This window comes from Streptococcus thermophilus (assembly GCF_010120595.1).
GTDB classification, from domain to species: domain Bacteria; phylum Bacillota; class Bacilli; order Lactobacillales; family Streptococcaceae; genus Streptococcus; species Streptococcus thermophilus.
Map to the genome: position 1 here is coordinate 1,505,923 of NZ_CP038020.1, position 18,597 is coordinate 1,524,519.

At 36.9% G+C, this 18,597-nt stretch carries 14 protein-coding genes and 5 pseudogenes; 4 read left to right on the plus strand and 15 right to left on the minus strand.

Translation table 11 applies throughout. The features are described 5' to 3' along the window. The first annotated feature begins 120 nt into the window (after window positions 1-120). A pseudogene (locus E3C75_RS07940) lies at window positions 121-1,442 on the plus strand (D-alanyl-D-alanine carboxypeptidase family protein). 39 nt (window positions 1,443-1,481) lie between these two features. Here E3C75_RS07940 and E3C75_RS07945 read toward each other — a convergent pair. From E3C75_RS07945 to E3C75_RS11190, 9 genes and pseudogenes are all read right to left on the minus strand, one after another. Further along, on the minus strand, window positions 1,482-2,333 hold the full coding sequence (locus tag E3C75_RS07945; RefSeq protein WP_014608321.1) for a patatin-like phospholipase family protein: 852 nt from the start codon (window positions 2,331-2,333) through the stop codon (window positions 1,482-1,484). Next, window positions 2,330-2,949 (minus strand): annotated as a pseudogene (locus E3C75_RS07950) (SGNH/GDSL hydrolase family protein). The gene E3C75_RS07945 and the pseudogene E3C75_RS07950 overlap by 4 nt, the downstream one beginning before the upstream one ends. 3 nt (window positions 2,950-2,952) lie before the next feature. Then, on the minus strand, window positions 2,953-4,530 hold the full coding sequence (locus E3C75_RS07960) for an ABC1 kinase family protein (protein ID WP_111679602.1): 1,578 nt from the start codon (window positions 4,528-4,530) through the stop codon (window positions 2,953-2,955). Window positions 4,531-4,547: 17 nt separating this feature from the next. Next, the gene (locus E3C75_RS07965; protein ID WP_011681159.1) at window positions 4,548-4,826 is read right to left on the minus strand and encodes a phasin family protein; all 279 of its coding nucleotides are present in this window, start codon (window positions 4,824-4,826) and stop codon (window positions 4,548-4,550) included. A gap of 318 nt (window positions 4,827-5,144) precedes the next feature. Then, window positions 5,145-6,468, minus strand: a pseudogene (locus E3C75_RS11725) (glycoside hydrolase family 1 protein). Between the two features lie 121 nt (window positions 6,469-6,589). Continuing rightward, window positions 6,590-7,726: an AI-2E family transporter gene (locus E3C75_RS07990; RefSeq protein WP_011681160.1), complete on the minus strand. Its 1,137-nt coding sequence runs from the start codon at window positions 7,724-7,726 to the stop codon at window positions 6,590-6,592. 78 nt (window positions 7,727-7,804) lie between these two features. After that, entirely contained in the window at window positions 7,805-8,398 is a 594-nt protein-coding gene (locus E3C75_RS07995) for a histidine phosphatase family protein (protein ID WP_111679603.1), read from the minus strand. Between the two features lie 59 nt (window positions 8,399-8,457). Continuing rightward, on the minus strand, window positions 8,458-8,811 hold the full coding sequence (locus tag E3C75_RS11185; RefSeq protein ID WP_101415616.1) for an HAD hydrolase family protein: 354 nt from the start codon (window positions 8,809-8,811) through the stop codon (window positions 8,458-8,460). Next, window positions 8,808-8,987: a hypothetical protein gene (locus E3C75_RS11190; protein ID WP_111679604.1), complete on the minus strand. Its 180-nt coding sequence runs from the start codon at window positions 8,985-8,987 to the stop codon at window positions 8,808-8,810. Before E3C75_RS11190 ends, E3C75_RS11185 begins: the two co-directional genes overlap by 4 nt. A gap of 72 nt (window positions 8,988-9,059) precedes the next feature. Between E3C75_RS11190 and E3C75_RS08005 the strand changes: the two are divergent. The 3 genes and pseudogenes from E3C75_RS08005 to E3C75_RS08015 form a co-directional block, all read left to right on the plus strand. Beyond that, window positions 9,060-9,200: pseudogene (locus E3C75_RS08005) on the plus strand (IS6 family transposase); the annotation flags it as partial. Window positions 9,201-9,434: 234 nt separating this feature from the next. After that, window positions 9,435-10,010, plus strand: a complete 576-nt coding sequence (locus E3C75_RS08010) for a VanZ family protein (RefSeq protein WP_084830648.1) — start codon at window positions 9,435-9,437, stop codon at window positions 10,008-10,010. Between the two features lie 163 nt (window positions 10,011-10,173). Further along, window positions 10,174-11,314 (plus strand): annotated as a pseudogene (locus E3C75_RS08015) (ISL3 family transposase). A gap of 41 nt (window positions 11,315-11,355) precedes the next feature. Here E3C75_RS08015 and E3C75_RS08020 read toward each other — a convergent pair. From E3C75_RS08020 to E3C75_RS08045, 6 genes are read right to left on the minus strand one after another with little or no spacing between them, the layout of a single operon-like run. After that, window positions 11,356-12,408 carry a glycosyltransferase gene (locus tag E3C75_RS08020; protein WP_111679605.1) on the minus strand — a complete coding sequence of 351 codons (1,053 nt, stop codon included), beginning with the start codon at window positions 12,406-12,408 and terminating at the stop codon, window positions 11,356-11,358. A 15-nt stretch (window positions 12,409-12,423) separates the two neighbouring features. After that, window positions 12,424-13,521 carry a UDP-galactopyranose mutase gene (glf, locus tag E3C75_RS08025; protein WP_111679606.1) on the minus strand — a complete coding sequence of 366 codons (1,098 nt, stop codon included), beginning with the start codon at window positions 13,519-13,521 and terminating at the stop codon, window positions 12,424-12,426. Between the two features lie 10 nt (window positions 13,522-13,531). Continuing rightward, entirely contained in the window at window positions 13,532-14,947 is a 1,416-nt protein-coding gene (locus E3C75_RS08030; protein WP_111679607.1) for a flippase, read from the minus strand. A 49-nt stretch (window positions 14,948-14,996) separates the two neighbouring features. Further along, a complete protein-coding gene (locus E3C75_RS08035) occupies window positions 14,997-16,163 on the minus strand; it encodes a polymerase (protein ID WP_084825826.1) in 1,167 nt (388 codons plus the stop codon). Window positions 16,164-16,191: 28 nt separating this feature from the next. Continuing rightward, the gene (locus E3C75_RS08040) at window positions 16,192-17,184 is read right to left on the minus strand and encodes a glycosyltransferase family 2 protein (RefSeq protein ID WP_111679608.1); all 993 of its coding nucleotides are present in this window, start codon (window positions 17,182-17,184) and stop codon (window positions 16,192-16,194) included. Between the two features lie 9 nt (window positions 17,185-17,193). Continuing rightward, entirely contained in the window at window positions 17,194-18,180 is a 987-nt protein-coding gene (locus tag E3C75_RS08045) for a glycosyltransferase (RefSeq protein WP_111679609.1), read from the minus strand. Window positions 18,181-18,597: the final 417 nt, after the last annotated feature.

An 18,597-nucleotide genomic window follows, 5' to 3' on the forward strand; every position in this document is an offset into this window, starting at 1 on the left:
ATCACTATTAAATTTGTTTTTTAATTTTGATTGATACGCAATTTCTATTAAGTATATAACTGGGTTCCGCCTATGACAGAACCCATATAAAATAAAGGAGACGCATTATTAAAAAAGAAAATTGTTTCCATCCTTTTATCAGCTTGTCTAGCCCTAGCCCTACTTTGTCTAGTGCAGATGAATTAATGGATATTACACGCGCTGCTGGTTATACTGAAGCAACAGAGGCCTATCGTCCTAAATCTACTCTGTTAATTGATGGAACCACCGGAGATGTTCTCTGGGAGGAGAATGCTGATGAAATTTCGTGACCCAGCCTCTATGTCTAAGGATATGACGCTGTATTTGGTCTTCGAAACCATGTCCAAAGGAGAAATTTCAGAAGAAACTGTTATTACAGCTACTCCTACAGACCAAGCTATTGCCGATATTTATGAAATCTCCAATAACAAGATTGTTGCTGGTGTTGACTAAACAGTTTCTGAGCTCATTACCATGACGTCGGTGCCATCCTCTAACATTATAACTGTGATGCTAGCCAACTACTTGACCAATAATGATCCTGATAAATGGCTAGACATGATGAATGAAAAGTCCAAAGAATTAAGTATGACCAATACCAAATGGTTTAACGCCTCAGGTGCAGCTGCGGTAGCCTTCAAAGGTTACTACAGCTGCACCTGAGGCGTTATGATAACAATCAGAGCAATCAAACGACTGCGCGTGATTTGGTCATCATGACATATAACTTTATCAAAAAGTATCCTTATATTCTTAAATACACTAGCAAACCTGTTGTAGCTGTTAAAGAGGGAACACCTTACGAAGAAACTTTTGAAACCTACAACTATTCAATTCCTGGTGCTGATTATGGTCTCAAGGGGGTAGATGGCTCGAAGACAGGGTCTAGCCCAGAAGGTGCTTTCAACTATATTGATACCATCAAGCATGGCAATCAGCGAATGATTGCTATTATCATGGGGTCAGGGGACTGGTCAGATCAAACTGTTGAAGAAATCCGCCATACCTTTGGTAATGCTCTGGTTGAGAAAATGTATAAAGATTTCTCTTACAAGAAAGTCCTTAGCAAAGGTGAACAAGAGATCGCTGGTAAAAAATATAATGTCGAAAATGATGTCTACGCCACAGTCAAAAAAGGCCAAGAACCAAAAATCTCTGCAAAAGATGACCAAATTGTCATTGATAACGGCCTGAAAACAGTATCGCCTAATATCAAACCAACCTCAGTCAAAGATACTAAAGCTGGCTTCTTCCTTTATTCTTTTGATCAAAAGAATAAACAGACAAGTAATCATAAAACATCTATGAAAAATTTTGCTTTGTTCTGCTTCCTCCTGTTACCAATTTACGTTATCTACCTGATTTTCAACAATGAAAAAAAGCGACATCAAAAATTCAACGAACGTCGTCAAGCACGATAAATGAATAACTAAGAAAAACGTGCTCAGAAAAGCACGTTTTTAGTTATCTCCAAGAAATATTTTGAGATTGGTCATATCATTACGCATTTGTTTCAATCCTTCTTGATAAATGGCTTCGAACTTTTCTGGGTCCTTTTCCAATCTACCAACTTCAAGCGCATGCTCTGGACGAATGGCATAGACTTTTCCAGATTTTTCCAAGGTCTCAATCTTCTCAATGCTCTTATTGTAGTGAATATGTCGATTTGAAGCAACCTCAACAAATTCAGGATACTTGCGGTAAAAGAGTTTGTAGATGCGCTTGCTAGTTTTAGAAGGATGTTTTCGATAACCCTTAGGACGTGTCAAAACTACAATAAGTTTGTCAAATTCCATATTTTCCATGAAATCAATAGGAAGACTATCAGCCAGACCACCATCCATGTAGCGTTTGCCCTTGTACTCGACTATTTCAGAAACCAGAGGTAGTGCAGAACTGGCACGAAGGGCTTCCATCTGCTCAAAGACATGATCAATCTTAATATAGTCTGGTTTTCCCGTCTTAATATCTGTAGCGACCACATAGAAGGGAACACCCGACTCAGCAAAAGCGTCCTGATCAAAAACATCTAACTCCATAGGAACCTTATAATAGGAGAACTCCTTATTAACGAAGTTACCGGTTGTCAACCATGACCAAAAACTCATGTAACGACGGTCTCCCATGAATCGCTTGTTATAGCGAAGAGCTCTTTTGGGTTGGTTAGACAGATAATTGACACCGAAAAGCGCTCCAGCAGATACCGAAACAACACCATCCACCTTAATCCCTGCTTCTAAAAAAGCGTCTAAAACTCCAGCTGTGTATAAGCCACGCATACCACCGCCTTCGAGGACTAAGCCTACCTTCATTCTAAAATCTCCTTTATAATTGGTTCTGCTATGACCTGATAAGCTTGTGGATTCAAGTGCAAACCATCAGTTGTATAGTTGGCATTTAACTGTCCTTGAGCATCTGTAAGGTAATCAAACAAATCAACATAAGTCACACCAGGTAGGACTGCTAGTTGTTGATTAAGTTCACCTACAGTAGCATTGTTTCGAATTTTAACATTCGAGGCATGTTCCAATCTTTCACTGACAGGAAAGATACTTAGCAAATAGATTTCTGTATATAGAGATTCTTGTCGAATTGTCATGATAATATCGGAAATACGATTAACAACATCTTGAATGGGGTAACCTCGTCCAATGTCATTAATTCCAATCAAGATAACCAATTTACTGGGTTCCAAATCTAAAATTTGCTCTTTAAGGTGTTCTAAAGCCAAACCGAGTCTATTCCTGCAACTCCGCGGTTAACCAAAGGAAAGTCTCGACCTAAGTACTTTTTCAATGCAAAAAACTCCGTGATGGAGTCCCCTGCAAAAACAATTTGGCCCTTGTCTAACTTTTGATTTTCACTTACAAATTTAGCTAAACGCTCTTTTTGATAGGCCACAAGCTCAGGCCTAGTTGTTTCAATCATACCTTATCCTTTTTTCTTAAATATTATACGACCTACAGTAACTAAAGCTAGGACAGTTCCAAGTCCAAGAAAAAGCCAAGCAAGATTTTGAAAATCTGATTTATTGGACAAAAGAGCACCAGACAGAAGAAATGCTAATGTCAGCAAGGCTAAAACCATGTTATTTAAAACTTTCTCAAAGACTTTAACCCTACCTGAAAAGTTAATAAAATCATGGTTAAGCACGATTCGTCCGTTTAAAATCAGCTCCAAAAGCTGATGAAGATGGTGTGGAATATTTTTCCCATTGCGAAGCAGGTAAAAGAGCTCAATCAAGATAGTCTCTTTATTTAAGGCCTGCTTAAGCATATCCGGCCCCATATTCTCTAGGAAGTAATCCTTGGCCAGGGTCATAAGATCAATATTTGGTGCAAATTCTCGAAAAATACCTTCAATTTGAAGCGAAGCCTTCTCCAAAATAGTGATTTGAGAAGGGGCTTTAAGATGATTCTTCTGGAAAACAGTCAGCAAATCTTCAAGCAAATCTGTCATCGACAAACTTCCTATGTCTACACCAGAATAACGGCCCAGCATCTGCTCCACATCCTGACTTAGAACTGCACTATTTAGACCATTATCAAACTGTGTGATTGATAGGATTGCCTTGGTCATGCCGTCAACATCTTGTGCGGTAAAACTATATAGGATATCATTTAAGGACGAACGCATCCCCACTTCCAACTCACCCATAATTCCAAAATCAATGAAATAAATCTTGCCATCGCGTACCAACAGATTTCCAGGATGAGGATCGCCATGAAAATAACCATCTTTGAAGACTTGCTTGATAAACGACAGCATAAGCTTCTTGCCTACATCTTCCAAGTCATAACCAGCTTCAAGCAGTTGACTATAATGATTAAGCGGAATCCCATTGATGTACTCTTCGACTATGAGATGAGGTGTCGTGAATTCATCATAAACCTCTGGAACACCCAGACAAACCACTCTCTTATTGTTAGCCCTAAAACGTTTCATGGCCTCTGCTTCATTCCTGAAATCAAGTTCCTTGATTAGGGTTTCACGCAGATTTTCCAAGACCTCTTGAACATCGACCATGGAGATAAAATGCTTGGGTATATGCCGTGCAAGCTTAATAAGAAGCTGGATATCTTCGTTTACGATATCATCAATACCTGGTCTCTGAATTTTTATAATCACTTCCTGACCAGACAACAACCTTGCTCGATGGGTCTGAGCGACAGACCCAGAGGCCAGAGGCTCTTTAGAAAAATCGACGAAAACCTCAGAAAGATCAGTTGGCAATTCTTGCCTAATGGCAGTCATGACCTCCTCTTTATTCAATGGAGGAACACTACTTTGGAGTTTTGATAATTCTCGGATATAGGCCTCTGACAAAAGATCCGAGCGTGTCGATAGAATTTGCCCAATTTTAACAAAACTTGGTCCCAATTGCTCGAAAGCTTGACGGAGCTTGACAGGTGTTGTTTGTTGGTCTTGAGGAAGGTGTTTTTCACGATAAGAAAGGAGACCAACTGACGAGAAAACCTTCAACACATGTCTCAATCGTTTACTTGCCATTTTAGTCCCCTTACATTTTATTTATTCTGACTGAGCAAAGCATCAAGTTTTTCTTCAAGACGTCTCACATCATCTTTAGTCGCATACTCAACTGAAGTTTTCTTGGCGTCAAGTTTAGCTAAAAATTCTTGAGACTCTTCTTTACTTTGACGTTTTAGCTCTTGTTCTAATTCCTTACCTTCTTCGACAGTCAAACGGCCCTTTTCAACCAATTCTTGGACAAAACTATCAGCCTTATCTACTGTCATAGCAGTCAAACCAATACCAGCTAAAAGAACTTTTTTCAAATTATTCATGAACATTACCTCCATCTGAATAGGAAAAGCAAAGAAATAGTCTAGCTACTTCTTCAGAAAATATAAGAACGTTTTCACACTTTTATTCTACCACTTTTTCAAAAAAATGTGTAAGTTATAGTGAATTAATCCTCTTAAAAGTTATAGTATCACAATACTATAACTTTATTCAAATAGTTGGAATCTTTATTAATAAATATTGTATTTAAATACTAAATATGAGTTGCGAGCATGTGCGGGATTCATCACAATTTTCTATTTACAAAGGGCGGCACCATTACTTTAGATAACAGACTTATACCAAGCAAATGAATTTTTCTAATAACGTGCCAAGCTACCACTACCATCATCATTTCGATCAACGTAGATGAAACCTTAACGTTTACTAAGTTCTGCAGTCGAGGCTGAAACCAAATCAATTGGTCCCCAAGTCGTGTAGCCCAAAAGTTCTACTCCATCTTGAAGAGCTTCACCAACTTGAATCAAGTGTTTTTGAAGGTAATCATACGATAATCATCCTCAACTGTCGGACCATCAGGACCATTTTCGACAATAAACAATGGCAATTGATAACTATCATAAAAGTCATCTAAAACCAAACGAAGTCCAATTGGATCAATAGCCCAGCCCCATTCAGATTTCTCAAGGTATGGATTTTCGACACCACCTAAGATGTTGCCTTTAACAACCTTATAGTCTTCTGGGTTGTGTGCTGTTGCTTCAGACATAGCATAAGAGAATGAAATAAAATTAACGGTATTCTTTAAGATTTCATCGTCGCCAGGGGAAAATTGTATTTCAATACCATTATCTTTGAAGTAATATTTAATATAGTTCGGATATTTTCCACGTGCATGAATATCAGAGAAGAGATAGTTTTGATTTTCAAACTCAGGAACTGCCAACTGATCCAATGGAGTAGCTGTCATCCCGTACGCAGGCATGGCAAGAACCATACAACCGATTTTAAACTCAGGCTTAATTTCATGGCCAATCTTAGTTATTGAAGCTGAACCGACCAACTCGTGGTGAACAGCTTGGTAGAGTTCTTGTTTAGATAGCCCTTCCATAGGAGTTGCAATACCACCTAACATAAACGGTGCATGTAGAACAGAGTTCACTTCATTAAAGGTCAACCAATATTTGACCTTATCTTTATAGCGTTTAAAGACTGTACGAACATAATTCTCATAAAATCCAATTATTTTACGATTAGTCCATCCGTTGTACTCACGTGCCAAGTTTAGTGGCATTTCATAGTGAGACAAGGTGACCAGAGGTTCGATATTATACTTAGACAATTCGTTAAAAACCTTATTGTAGAAGACTACCCTGCTTCATTTGGCTCAGCATCATCACCGTTCGGGAAAATACGATACCAAGCAATCGACATGCGAAATTGAAGCCCAGCTCTGCAAATAGCGCAATATCCTCTTTATAGCGGTGATAGAAATCTATACCTTCAAGCTTTAGATTATCTGGTGTTGGTTCTTCAGTAGTCAAAGGCTTCAAAAGGGACACCACCTTTGGGAGTCACATCTTGCACAGACAAGCCTCTGCCATCTAAGTTATAAGCACCTTCGAACTGGTTGGCAGCTGTTGCTCCACCCCAAAGAAATTCTTTCGGAAATGTATAAGTCATCTTTTTCTACTTTCATTGTTCAGGTTACTCATAGTATGACACTTAGAAATCGATTACACTTATACTATATTATTGAAATCCGATACTATAACACGAAAAAACAGACCGAAGTCTGTTTGAATTAATCACTATTTTCTAAAGAAGCAACTGCTTTGGCTTTTTCTCGTGTAACCACATTATCCTTAACAATCTGATAAAGGGTTGCGGCTACTGGAACGGAAACCAGCATACCCAGGATTCCCCCTAAGGCAGACCCTATGGTAATAGCCAAGATAACCCAAACGACTGGAAGTCCGGTAGAACCACCAACTACATAAGGATAGATGAGATTCCCTTCAAACTGTTGCAAAATAACCACGTAGGCGACAAATAAAAGTGCCAAGGTCACGGAATGAGTCATAATCAAAATGGTACCAATAGTAACACCAATATAGGCACCCAAAACTGGTATCATTGCTGAAAAGCCAATCAGAATAGAAATGGTCGCAGCGTAAGGGAAATTAAAGATACGCATCCCAATATAACATAAGGTTCCCAAAATGCAGGCTTCAATCGACTGATAGACAAAGAAATTGCGGAAACGATTATTGAGAATTGCAACCACATAGTGGAAAGTCTTACCATAACGACCCAAATAAACATCGACTAAGCGATTAACCTGACTACCAAGTTTCTCCTTCCCAACCAAGACATAGCAAGAAAAGACAATACTGATAAAAAGATTAATCAAAGTTGATGGTAGGCTAGTCAAAGAAGTCAAGAAATTCGTCAAGCCATTCATAATTTGTTGAAGCAACTGTGCGCTGTAGCTATTGATTAGCTCTCTAACCTGTGTCACACCACCCAGGTCTTGAATGATCTTCTGCAAAGATTTATTCTTAAGCAACCAATTAATCAAATTATTAATAGCTGAGCGGTCTTGACTAATCAAGGTGTTGATACTGTCAATCAAATCAGGAAGGACAGTGAATACTACCCAAGTAAAGATCAATCCGATAGTTGCAAAAGCCAAGAGCAGGGAAACGGGACGTTTAATTTTAGTGATAAAACCAAATGGTATAAACTTGATCAGTATTTTTTCGTAAAAAGACATTAGGATATTGACCACAAAGGCAATTCCCGCTCCAAATAAGAAGGGCTGACTGGCAACAAATATCTTGTTACAAATCGAAACAACTGTTTCCCAATAGGTATATATCAAGAAACAGCTGAAAAACAGCACAACCAACCAAATGAACTGATTCTTTGTAAACTTCATAGGCACTCCAAAATTTAAAATACACTTCCATTATACACTAAGAAAGGATTTATTACTATCTTTGATCATAGAAAGACACTAAAACTCCACGAACTCTTGATCCGTTAAAGGATCAATCAGTTTGACAAAGTGAAAGTTCGATCCATCGTAATCAAAGACTAAGATAGCGCAATTGCCTGGACAAGACTGAAAGGCACGCTCCGGATCTACAGCATGGAGAAAAGTCATCAAAGCTCCTGCGTGACTAACAGCCAAAATAGATTGTTCAGGATGCCTTTCAACGATTTCCTTAGCACTCGCAACCACTCGTTCTACAAACTGATCTTGACTTTCCCCACCAAACTGGGCATAGTGCTCCCCAAAATGCCCCGCAACAGATGTCTTGGAATGAAGATACTCCGGTTGACCCTCAAAAATACCGAAGTGCATTTCTTTAAGCCCCTTAACACGTTGATAATCAGTCTGTCCAGTGGCCAGTTCAATGGTATCAGAAGCCCTTTCAGTAGTCGTGCAGTAATACTGATCAAAAGTCATATCATGTTTTTCAAAATAAGCACACACCTGCCGAGCTTGGTCCTGACCTTTTTCAGTCAAAGGGGAATCACACCAACCTTGAATCCGATTGAGTGTATTAAAAAGTGTTTGCCCATGTCGCATTAAATAGAATTTCATTACTTTACCACCCTTTTTTAATATAAACCTAAATAATCTACTAAGATAGTCAATACCCCTTAATCCTTATGGTGCGGTGCTATTTGGTCTGCCACTTGCAAAAGAGCAGGGCTGGCATTTTCCATCGCATAAGAATGACTAGCCATACGCAGGAGCTCAATATCATTGTCACTATCACTAAAAGCCATAACATTTGCCTCATTCAAGTCCCAATGGTTAAGAAGCTGCTTAAGCCCCCAAGCCTTGTGCATGCCTTTTTGAATGAAGTCAATAGCACCAAAACCGCTTGGAACAGCGACAAGATTACCATCAAAATCACGATTAAAGGCTTGCGAAACCTGATTAGCCTCTTCAGGACACAGCAACATGGTAATTTTGATGAAATCATCATCTAAATCCTCCAGCCCATTCAAACGTTAATGGATGCTTCCATAGCGGCTTGCTCTTCTTCTATTATCATCTCTTTACCAAAATGTAGTTTCGTTCCTGATAGCATATAAGCAGATTTAGCACCATTAAATATAGTCGGTTTATCTAACAAATCATAATTAAAATATCTTAGTAATTTTTCAACATCATTTGATGCCATAAACTCCTGACACAGAAGCTTGCCATAGCTAACCACCTGACCACCATTTTCGGCTACAAAATGCAGGCGGTCAAAAGTCTCCGTACAGCCTCTTCCACGATTAAGGGCATGGAGACCCTTCGAGGAAGATATAAAAAGAACCGAAGAAATGGAACGCTCTTTGACTTTTCGGTGTCTACTGAAATCAAGGTATTAATGGGAATACCAGCCTAAGATATTTGAAGTTTAGAGAGGGCACGTTTGATTTTCAAACTTCGCAACAGAACCATGTCATCTGATATCCTCCTTGATATCTTGCCTGAGTCATACGTTCATGATTTTATTATACGCCTTTTTCCAAAATTTTCAAAAAATTTATTGAACTTTATTTTAAATTCATAAAAACATGAAAGTTTTAAAATATGTTAAAATAGGGTTAATCTCATCAAGAAAAGGAGTTAAAAACAGTTGCGAAAATATATGATCTACCTCAGCAGTTTATTGGTCACATTTATCCTGAGTTATGCGACGATTACTTGGCTGATTATGCCCGTTCTCACTCGCTATCAAAGCCTGACTAGGTTGATTAACCACTTTGACTATACCGCATTAACTTTAATACTCTTATTAACGCTGATTATCTGGTTGTTTGGCATTCAGTATCACCTCAAACATTTTTCAGTTATTTATCTCTATCTTGCTTTCAGTGTGTATTTATTACTGTTATTCATGGTGCTTTTTACTAAAACAACGGATTTTCGGGCGATATCACTGAATCCTTTTGACTTTATAAAAGCGGATACCAGAACGATTCAAGAGGCAGTGCTAAATATTATCTACTTCATTCCTTTAGGTGGCCTTTACTGTATCAATACTAATTTCAAACAGTTTGTCATTATCAGTTTGGTCACACTTTTAGGAATTGAAACCATTCAATTTATCTTTTATTTGGGCACATTTGCCATTAGTGATATTATCTTGAATTTTTTGGGTTGTTTGATTGGGTATTATTGTTGTTGGGAGATTAAAAGGCGGTTGAGTTGAGCTAACCCAAAAGTAGCATAAAAATAGACAGGAGATATATTGGCTCTATAATTTCTGTAGTAGGTAAAACCCACTGTAGAGATTATAGAGCTTTTTGAATGCAGACAAAAAGTCCCATAAGAACTATAATGAAAAGCGACGAAACTACCATTAGGAAGAACTTATGAGACCTATTAAGAATACCACAGAATTAATCGGAATTAAAGACCAAAATATCAAGATTTCACTTGTTTTTGAAACTGACACTCATATCGAGATTCAAGCAAAACTTGATTACCCTGCACCATCATGTCCTCAATGCCAAGGAAAGATGATCAAATATGACTTTCAAAAAAACTCTAAAATCCCTCTTCTCGAGCAAGCGGGAACGCCAACTCTACTACGTCTGAAAAAACGTCGTTTCCAGTGTAAAAGAAGGTGTTACTAACTGATATTGCCAGAAGACTTCGCGTGTCGACGTCCACTGTCTATCGTAAGCTTGATCAGTTTACTTTCAAGGAACATTATGACAAACTTCCAGCTGTTATGTCCTGGGATGAGTTTGGGTTCAAGAAAGGGGAATTGGCTTTTGTGGCGCAGAATTATGAGACAAACGAACTCATAACCATCCTTGATAATCACCGCCAAACCACTATACGAAACTACTATTTGAAGTATCCATTGAAAGTCCGACAACAGGTACAATTTATCACGATGGATATGTCTGGAGCTTATATTCCACTGGCTCGCAAACTCTTTCCTAACGCCAAAATCGTTCCTGATCGATTTCACATTATCCAGCACCTTGGACGTGCCTTTTTAAAGACAAGAATTGCCATTATGAACCATTCACTACCTTATTGAGATTTAAAAAATCACTGGCGACTTTTTCAAAAGGACAGCCGTAAACTATCTCTCAACTCTTTTTATTCAAAGACTTTCCGTCAAACTTTAGCACCACATGAAGTTGTTGCGAAGACACTAGTCTTTTCAAAAGAGCTTACTGACTACTATACACTTTATCAGCTTTTGCTTTTTCACTTTCAGGAGAAGAGAGTAGATGAGTTCTTTGAACTGATAGAGGAAAATAGGAGCAAGGTCAATCATTATTTTCAAACTGTCTTTAGGACTTTTCTTAGACACAAGCAATACATCAAAAACGCACTAGAAACGGACTATTCAAACGCGAAACTTGAAGCGACTAATAAGTTGATCAAAGACATCAAACGTTTGGGCTTCGGTTTTAGAAACTTTATCAACTTTAAGAAGCGTGTCTTCATCACACTGAACATACATAAAAAAAGGACCTATCCGGTCCTCTCTAGATGTTAGCTTTTCGTCACCCACTACAGTTGACAAAGAGCCCTTATTTTAAATTGTTCAATGCAGTAAGTAGATAGTGACCATCACGAATACCTTTACCGACACGCTTGGTATTTTCAACCAAATCTTGGTAATCAGTATCTGAAAGATTGTCAATGGTAGCCTTCAAATCCTGAAGAGAATCTACTGCAATTCCACAGCCGTTCTCAAGCACAAAATGAGATAAGGCTGACTGTTTCCAAACGACAAGCGGGAACCCTGAGGCCAAGTAAAGTGACGCCTTGTGAGAGTTGTTATAGCGAAGGTACTCGCCGAAAACACCACTACATATCTCAGCACTGTTGCTATCCCAGACAAGCCCAAAACCACCCTCAAGAGCTGCAGGAAGCTCATCAGGTATGAAGGAACCAAAGTAGTTCTCATTTTCAAGAGCTCTGCTTTCGTCGAAGCCGACACCATAAAGGTTATAAGCAGGTTCTGCAGGAAGAGAGTAAAGATAACCAGCTTTTTCTTGTGCCAAGTTACCAGCTACAATAATTGGCTGATTCTTCGTGAAACCTGTCTTCTCTTGGAAATTTGGAATCAAATAGTCGAAAATGCCAAGGCTAACAATCTTATCTGCCGCAATCCCTTTATCTACCAATACAGATTTCATAATTGGATTGTGGGCAATGATACCATCAGCTGCACCAAGAAGACCTGATTCTTGAATTTGAATGCGAATCTTATGCTTCAAAGGGAAATTCTCAACATTGATATAACGAAGAGCTTCTAAATCGTGGATAATAAAATTAACTTTTACGCCTTTTTTCTGTGCTTTCTTTACATGATGTGTTGTGAAAAAACTATGATGAAGCATTGGGAACTGAATAAGTAACTCATCACCTTGCTTTAGTTGATTCAAGGCCTGACCAATAGCCTTAGATTTATGAAGCTGTGCTTTAAGTGTACCCATCTCGTACCAATTATCAACTGAAAGAACCAAGGATTGATAACCTTCTCTCTTTACAATTTCTTCAACATCATTACGAGCCTTATTACCGGCATTTTTAGCGTTATTGTCATGAAGGAATTCTTCTTTTAAGTAGTATTTCATAGATTATCGTTTCTCTTAATCAAACTCTTTTGCCACGACTTCTAGAGCACGCTCAATGACCACGTGCATGTCGTAGTATTTATAATCTGCAAGACGTCCACAGAAGACAACCTTGTCATTTTTCTCAGCTTCTTCTTGGTACTTAGCAAACATGGCATTGTTCTTTTCATCATTGATTGGGTAGTATGATTCATCTCCACGTTTCCAATCAGCTGGGTATTCACGTGTGATAACTGTCTTAGGTTGTGTACCATACTCGAAGTGCTTGTGCTCAATGATACGAGTATAAGGAATCTCACGCTCTGTGTAGTTGACAACGGCATTTCCTTGATGATTTTCTTCATCCAAGACTTCGTGTTCAAAACGAAGACTGCGATACTCCAACTCACCATGTTTATAATCAAAGTACTGGTCAATCATTCCTGTAAAGACAACCTTTTCAGCTGAAGCTTCAAGCTCTTCACGATTGGCAAAGAAGTCAACTCCAAGCTCTACTTCTACATCTCCAAGCATATTTTCAATGATGACATTGTAACCACCGATCGGAATTCCTTGGTAACGGTCATTAAAGTAGTTGTTATCAAAAGTCAGACGAACCGGAAGACGCTTGATGATGAAAGGAGGCAGGTCTGTGGCAGAACGTCCCCATTGTTTTTCAGTGTATCCCTTGATCAACTTTTTGTAGATATCTGGTCCAATCAACTTGATAGCTTGTTCTTCCAAGTTTTTAGGCTCAACATCTTTCATATCAGCCGTTTGCTCAGCAATCTTGTCCTTAACTTCTTGAGGAGTCTTAGTGCCCCACATAGCATAAAATGTATTCATGTTAAATGGAAGGTTATAAAGACTGCCCTTGTAGTTAGCAATTGGTGAGTTGATATAGTTATTAAATTCAGCAAATTGGTTGACATAATCCCAAACTTTTTTATTTGAGGTATGGAAAATGTGAGCACCATACTTGTGAACGTTAATACCTTCAACATCTTCACAGTAGATATTGCCACCGATGTGATCACGCTTGTCAATCACTTTTACTTTTTTGCCACGTTTTGTAGCTTCATGTGCGAAGATTGCTCCGGACAAACCAGCACCAACGATAAGATAATCGTACATATTTTTCTCCTTAGTTTTTCATTAACTGTTGCTTCAAGTCTTTCATATCAACGACACGTAAGACAATAATCAAGACAATATAAATGATAGCACCGACAAGACCATCTACTGCTACATTTAGCATTGGTTTCAATTGCACAAACATCTTAAAGACAAATAGTCCAAGATACATGACAACTGATGCTAAGATAATTTTTGACATGGCTGGAAGGATTGACACATCTTTGATGAATATCCTTGAAAAATTCAATTGAATAACCCATACCAAAGCCTCTGTTAAAACTGATACAATTGAGGCCCCAACAAAGCCAAATGGAGGAATTAACAAGAGATTAAGTCCAACACTGACAACAGCCGGAATAGTCGTAGAGAGCATAAACTCACGATGTTTGTTGTGTGGAATCAAAATCTGGATTCCCATAATATTTGTCCAACCGATAAAGAACATCCTAAAGACCATAATAGCAATGGCAAGATAAGCCTCTTGGAAATCTTTCCCTAGGAAGAAACTCACAAAATCCTTATTAACAATCAAGAGACCTGCTATTATCGGGAAAATCACAAGATTATAAATCAAGAAAGACAACTCATGCATCTTGTTAACGGCCTTATGATCTCCGTTAGATAAAAGACCAGATACCCTAGGAAGCATTACACTACCTAAAGACGTCACTAGTGTTAGGAGGATATTGATAATCTTCAATGCCTGGTCATAAATACCAACGTCATTGGTAGATGACAAGGCACCCAACATTGTACGATCCAAAGTCACGTATAGTGAAATGGCAACCTGAGGGAGAAACAGCAAAATAACAGGTTTAAGATGTTTCTTAGCATAGGATAAATCAAATTGTGGTTCTCCAATGTAAGGTCTCGCTGGTAACCACATACTTAATTGCCCAAGCAATTCAAAGAAGGTCAATAGGAAAACATAGAGATACAAATCACCAGGTGTTTTCACAAATAGGAAGATAGAAATAACTCCTAAGACCTTTACCGTTGTATTCCTTGCGGTAATACGACGAAAATCCTCCAAACCTTGGAATAACCAAGAAATATCCATTCCTTTCGATATCAAGCTTAATCCTAAGATATAAGCCACCATATTTTGCATACCAGGAAAGAACAAACATAATGATGTATACAAGACAAGAGACAAAATAGTCGCAATCAATTGGAGGGTATAAATACCCCAGAAATTTTTACTAATATCCTTTCGATGTCCTGAAATCTCTTTAGTACCATAGTTAGCAACACCTAAAGTTGCCAAAAGAATAAAGTAGGTCACAATCGAATTAAAGTAACCATAAGTACCTAAATCCTTTGAACTAAAAATCCTAGTAACATAAGGTGTCGTAATGATTGGTAAAACAATGACCAGTAATTGATAGGAAAGATTGTAGGCGTAATTTTTTAAAACTTTCATATGTATATGACTCTGTCTAGACTTTCTTGATGATATACCTCTGTTTCAATTACAAAAAATCTTTATCAGTCTTCATCACAAAGAGTCGACTAATCAATAAGATAAGAGGTGAGTAACGAAGAACAAGCATTTGCGGATCAAACATGCCATGAATAATCATAACACCTAAGCAAGCAAGGACAATATCTTTTCGATTAGTCACAAAATAATTCATGACACGTGTTAAAGCAAATAACATAAATGCACTAACAGCCAAGCCATCAATTACGAGTAACTGCACAAACGAGCTATCAATAAAGTTATAGTTGCTTGAATAATTACCGAAGATATCCATGGTTGTAAATGAAATTGGTCGACCTAATAAGGAAACTCCGAAGTTTCGGAATCCTTGAACACTAAGTCTTAGACGATTATGTGTAAATTGGTCAACAAGATGGAATAAATCACCAGTTGAATAGAAACAGAAATAGAGGGTTATAGCCAATGCTATAATAAAACCATATTTGGCAAGATTTGCTGTTATAACATTACTATCTATGAAATCAAATTTAAAGGCCTTAAGACTAATAAAAGCATAAGTCAAAATCAAGAGACTTAGATAAAGTGGACTTGAGGTTGAGGTCTGTTGGTACATATAAAACGTAGCAAATAGTAGAGCTAACAACTCTATATAAGTAACCTTCTTTCCTCTAAACATAAGGTAGCTACATAGGGCAAAAAACATACGTTGAGAAGCAAAGGAAACATAGTTAAATCCTAAACTATAACGATAACCACTATCAGCACTCATCAACATATTAGAAATAATGCCCATCTTACTAGCTAGAATAGTTACAAACAGCACTAAAAAGGTGGCGAAGGAGAAAGTCCCTAATAACTTTTTGAACTCTATATCCCTAGCTGAAAAAACCAACAGCAAAACGTTAATATCAGGAAGACCATCTCGATTTTTTGACACAATTAACATGGTCAAGGTAAATAATAGGAAAATTATTAATTCCTTCAAGTGGTATCTGAAATAATTTATGGTATCAGGAAGATTAATGAGTTCCTTTATCGTAATCATAACTATTGTAAAATATAGCAAGGTACGATAGAGTGACAAAAAACCATCCACCCTTACAAAATAAGTTGTAGTTACCAGAGATGCAAATAATACCCAAATAAAAAGAGTAAATAAATAGATTTTCTCTGAGATAAAGCGACTGCTATTCACAAGTACTTTCCATACCTTTCAATTATTCTTATAAATGTTGTAATAACATCTGTATTTTTTTAAGATAAATCAGAACAACATACATTCGACATTTCAACAACAGTTTTATGAGTGGATTCAATGCAGAAGAATCATTATTTATAAAATCCTCTATCTCTTGTCTTTCACATGTATTTTTAACGAGCTTAACTTTTCTATTTACAGATAAATTCTGTTTCGTTATATTGTATATGTTACTCATCAGTATTCTTGCTTTTACAGTATTAACAAGCTCTGAACTATCCAAATTCCAGTCAGAAAGTAGATTATCAACCATCTTCAATTCTTGAAGCTGATACTGAAGACGCTTGGGGTTATAGCCCGACATAGCAGAACCCTTCCTGCCAGTGACATAAACATAGTAGGAATCTTGAGAAAGATAAATCTTGTTGACTTCACGATAAACATCAAGATTAAAGCGGACATCTTCACCTAACTCATACTGCTCAAAAGAAAAGTTATTTTCAAGAAGAAATTCTCTGCGATATATCTTATTCCAAACTGTGTAAAGCATATCCGATAGGAATAGTTCTTTAAATATCTTGATAAAACCATCCTTGTCGTAATTCCCTTTAAATGGAAGTGACTTTTCAGTACGCTGCTTCTCAGTTAAATCTTCCTCAAAAGAATTGTAATAACTAAAAACAGCCAAATCCAAATCTAACACTAGCTTATCTTCAAACTCAGCAAAGAGATTACCAACAAGATAATCATCACTATCAACGAAGTAGATAAACTCTCCCTTGGCTTTGGACAAGCCAAAATTACGTGCAGAACCAACACCGTGGTTCTCAATATGATAGACTGAGATATTTGAATGCTCGTTAGCATAAATATCGCAAATACTGCCACTACTATCCGTAGATCCATTGTCTACTACTATAATTTCCAAGTCATCATAGTTCTGAGAAATAATACTTTTTAAACAACGATCAATATATTTCTCAACATTATAAACTGGAATAATAACAGAGTATTTCAAATTAGACTCCTACTTTTTCAATATATGTTGTAGTTGAAATGCACCATTTAATAGACCCAATCGATACAAAAAATATTTTGTTCGATTAGGTAACTTAAGCTTCTGCTGAAACTTAAGTTTATTTATTTTTAATTCTTTCTTAACACATTTTGTTAGTTTAGGATAAGTTTTGTATAGGTTAGACTTAAATAAACTAGCCAAAATATGAGTCATACCATTGACAAAAAATATCTTAGCAATTGCCAATTCACTAGAATCAAGTTTTGAGCGAACATCATCCGAATAATATAATTCTTTATAGAAGCTAATCATGTTTTCAAATTTTTGCTCATTCCATGATTTGGTAATTGAATCTGGATTATCAATTAGATAATGGTAGTACTTTTGATTTGTCGCGTAGACCTTCTTAGCAGCAAGAAAGAGTTTGTAATTGGTACCAAGGTCCTCATAATACTTGCCAACTGGAAACTGGATAGTATTCTTAGTGAACAATGCTTTTCGATATATCTTATCAGTGGCAAAACCAGTAACAAAGCCATAAGAAAACATATCTATAAGAGCTTCTTTTCCAGTTAATCTTTTAGTCCATTTTGAATCGGATTTTATAATATCATGTTCACTCTTTACAAATTCTTGATTGAAGGAAATAATATCATATTGATCTGATTCAATAACCTCAGCTAAATCACTAAAGGTATTCGGTTCAATCCAATCATCTGAATCTAGGAAATAAACATATTCTCCCTCAGCATTAGAAATACCTGTGTTACGAGCTGCAGAGAGCCCTCCATTTTTTTTATGAATCACTGAGATAAAGTCATAAACTTTAGCATAATCATCACAGATTTGAGGAGAACTATCAGTACTTCCGTCATCTACAAGTAAAATATCATAATTATGCCACTCTTGGACAAGAACGCTTTCTACACAACGTTTTAAATACTTTTCGACATTATAGACAGGTATAACTACTGTTAATAATACATCTTTTTTCATTTCTTCATCCTTAACTTATTGCAAATAAAATCATTGCTATATTTCTTTTTTTATTTACTGAGAAGATTCCTATTTTAATATACACATTTAAATTCATTTCTAGCATAATCCCTAATTTCATTAGATGACAAAGAATCGACAATGATTAGTTTATTAGGAACAACATAAAAGGAATCAAATCCCTTAAACTCTGGAAACTCAATCGTCCTTTTTTGAAAATGAGCATATAATAGATGTTCGAAAACTAGCTTTTCATCTTCAATTTCAACAATTTCATGAATAGTCTTTTCAGACCAATAATAATGTTTCGTCTCTATCTCAGCAAATCTTCTAAACGAAAAGTGACAAATATCAATGTCAAGAAAACATGTAAGTTGTAATTGATTTTAGTCGAATTATTCGAATAAATTTCATTAT

What these genes read in the sequence shown, in the direction of transcription:
- E3C75_RS08030 (WP_111679607.1), bottom strand. Translation starts at nt 14,947, where the DNA reads ATGAAAGTTTTAAAAAATTACGCCTACAATCTTTCCTATCAATTACTG.
- E3C75_RS07995 (WP_111679603.1), bottom strand. Translation starts at nt 8,398, where the DNA reads ATGAAATTCTATTTAATGCGACATGGGCAAACACTTTTTAATACACTC.
- E3C75_RS07960 (WP_111679602.1), bottom strand. Translation starts at nt 4,530, where the DNA reads ATGGCAAGTAAACGATTGAGACATGTGTTGAAGGTTTTCTCGTCAGTT.
- E3C75_RS07945 (WP_014608321.1), bottom strand. Translation starts at nt 2,333, where the DNA reads ATGAAGGTAGGCTTAGTCCTCGAAGGCGGTGGTATGCGTGGCTTATAC.
- glf (WP_111679606.1), bottom strand. Translation starts at nt 13,521, where the DNA reads ATGTACGATTATCTTATCGTTGGTGCTGGTTTGTCCGGAGCAATCTTC.
- E3C75_RS08020 (WP_111679605.1), bottom strand. Translation starts at nt 12,408, where the DNA reads ATGAAATACTACTTAAAAGAAGAATTCCTTCATGACAATAACGCTAAA.
- E3C75_RS11190 (WP_111679604.1), bottom strand. Translation starts at nt 8,987, where the DNA reads ATGGCATCAAATGATGTTGAAAAATTACTAAGATATTTTAATTATGAT.
- E3C75_RS08045 (WP_111679609.1), bottom strand. Translation starts at nt 18,180, where the DNA reads ATGAAAAAAGATGTATTATTAACAGTAGTTATACCTGTCTATAATGTC.
- E3C75_RS07965 (WP_011681159.1), bottom strand. Translation starts at nt 4,826, where the DNA reads ATGAATAATTTGAAAAAAGTTCTTTTAGCTGGTATTGGTTTGACTGCT.
- E3C75_RS07990 (WP_011681160.1), bottom strand. Translation starts at nt 7,726, where the DNA reads ATGAAGTTTACAAAGAATCAGTTCATTTGGTTGGTTGTGCTGTTTTTC.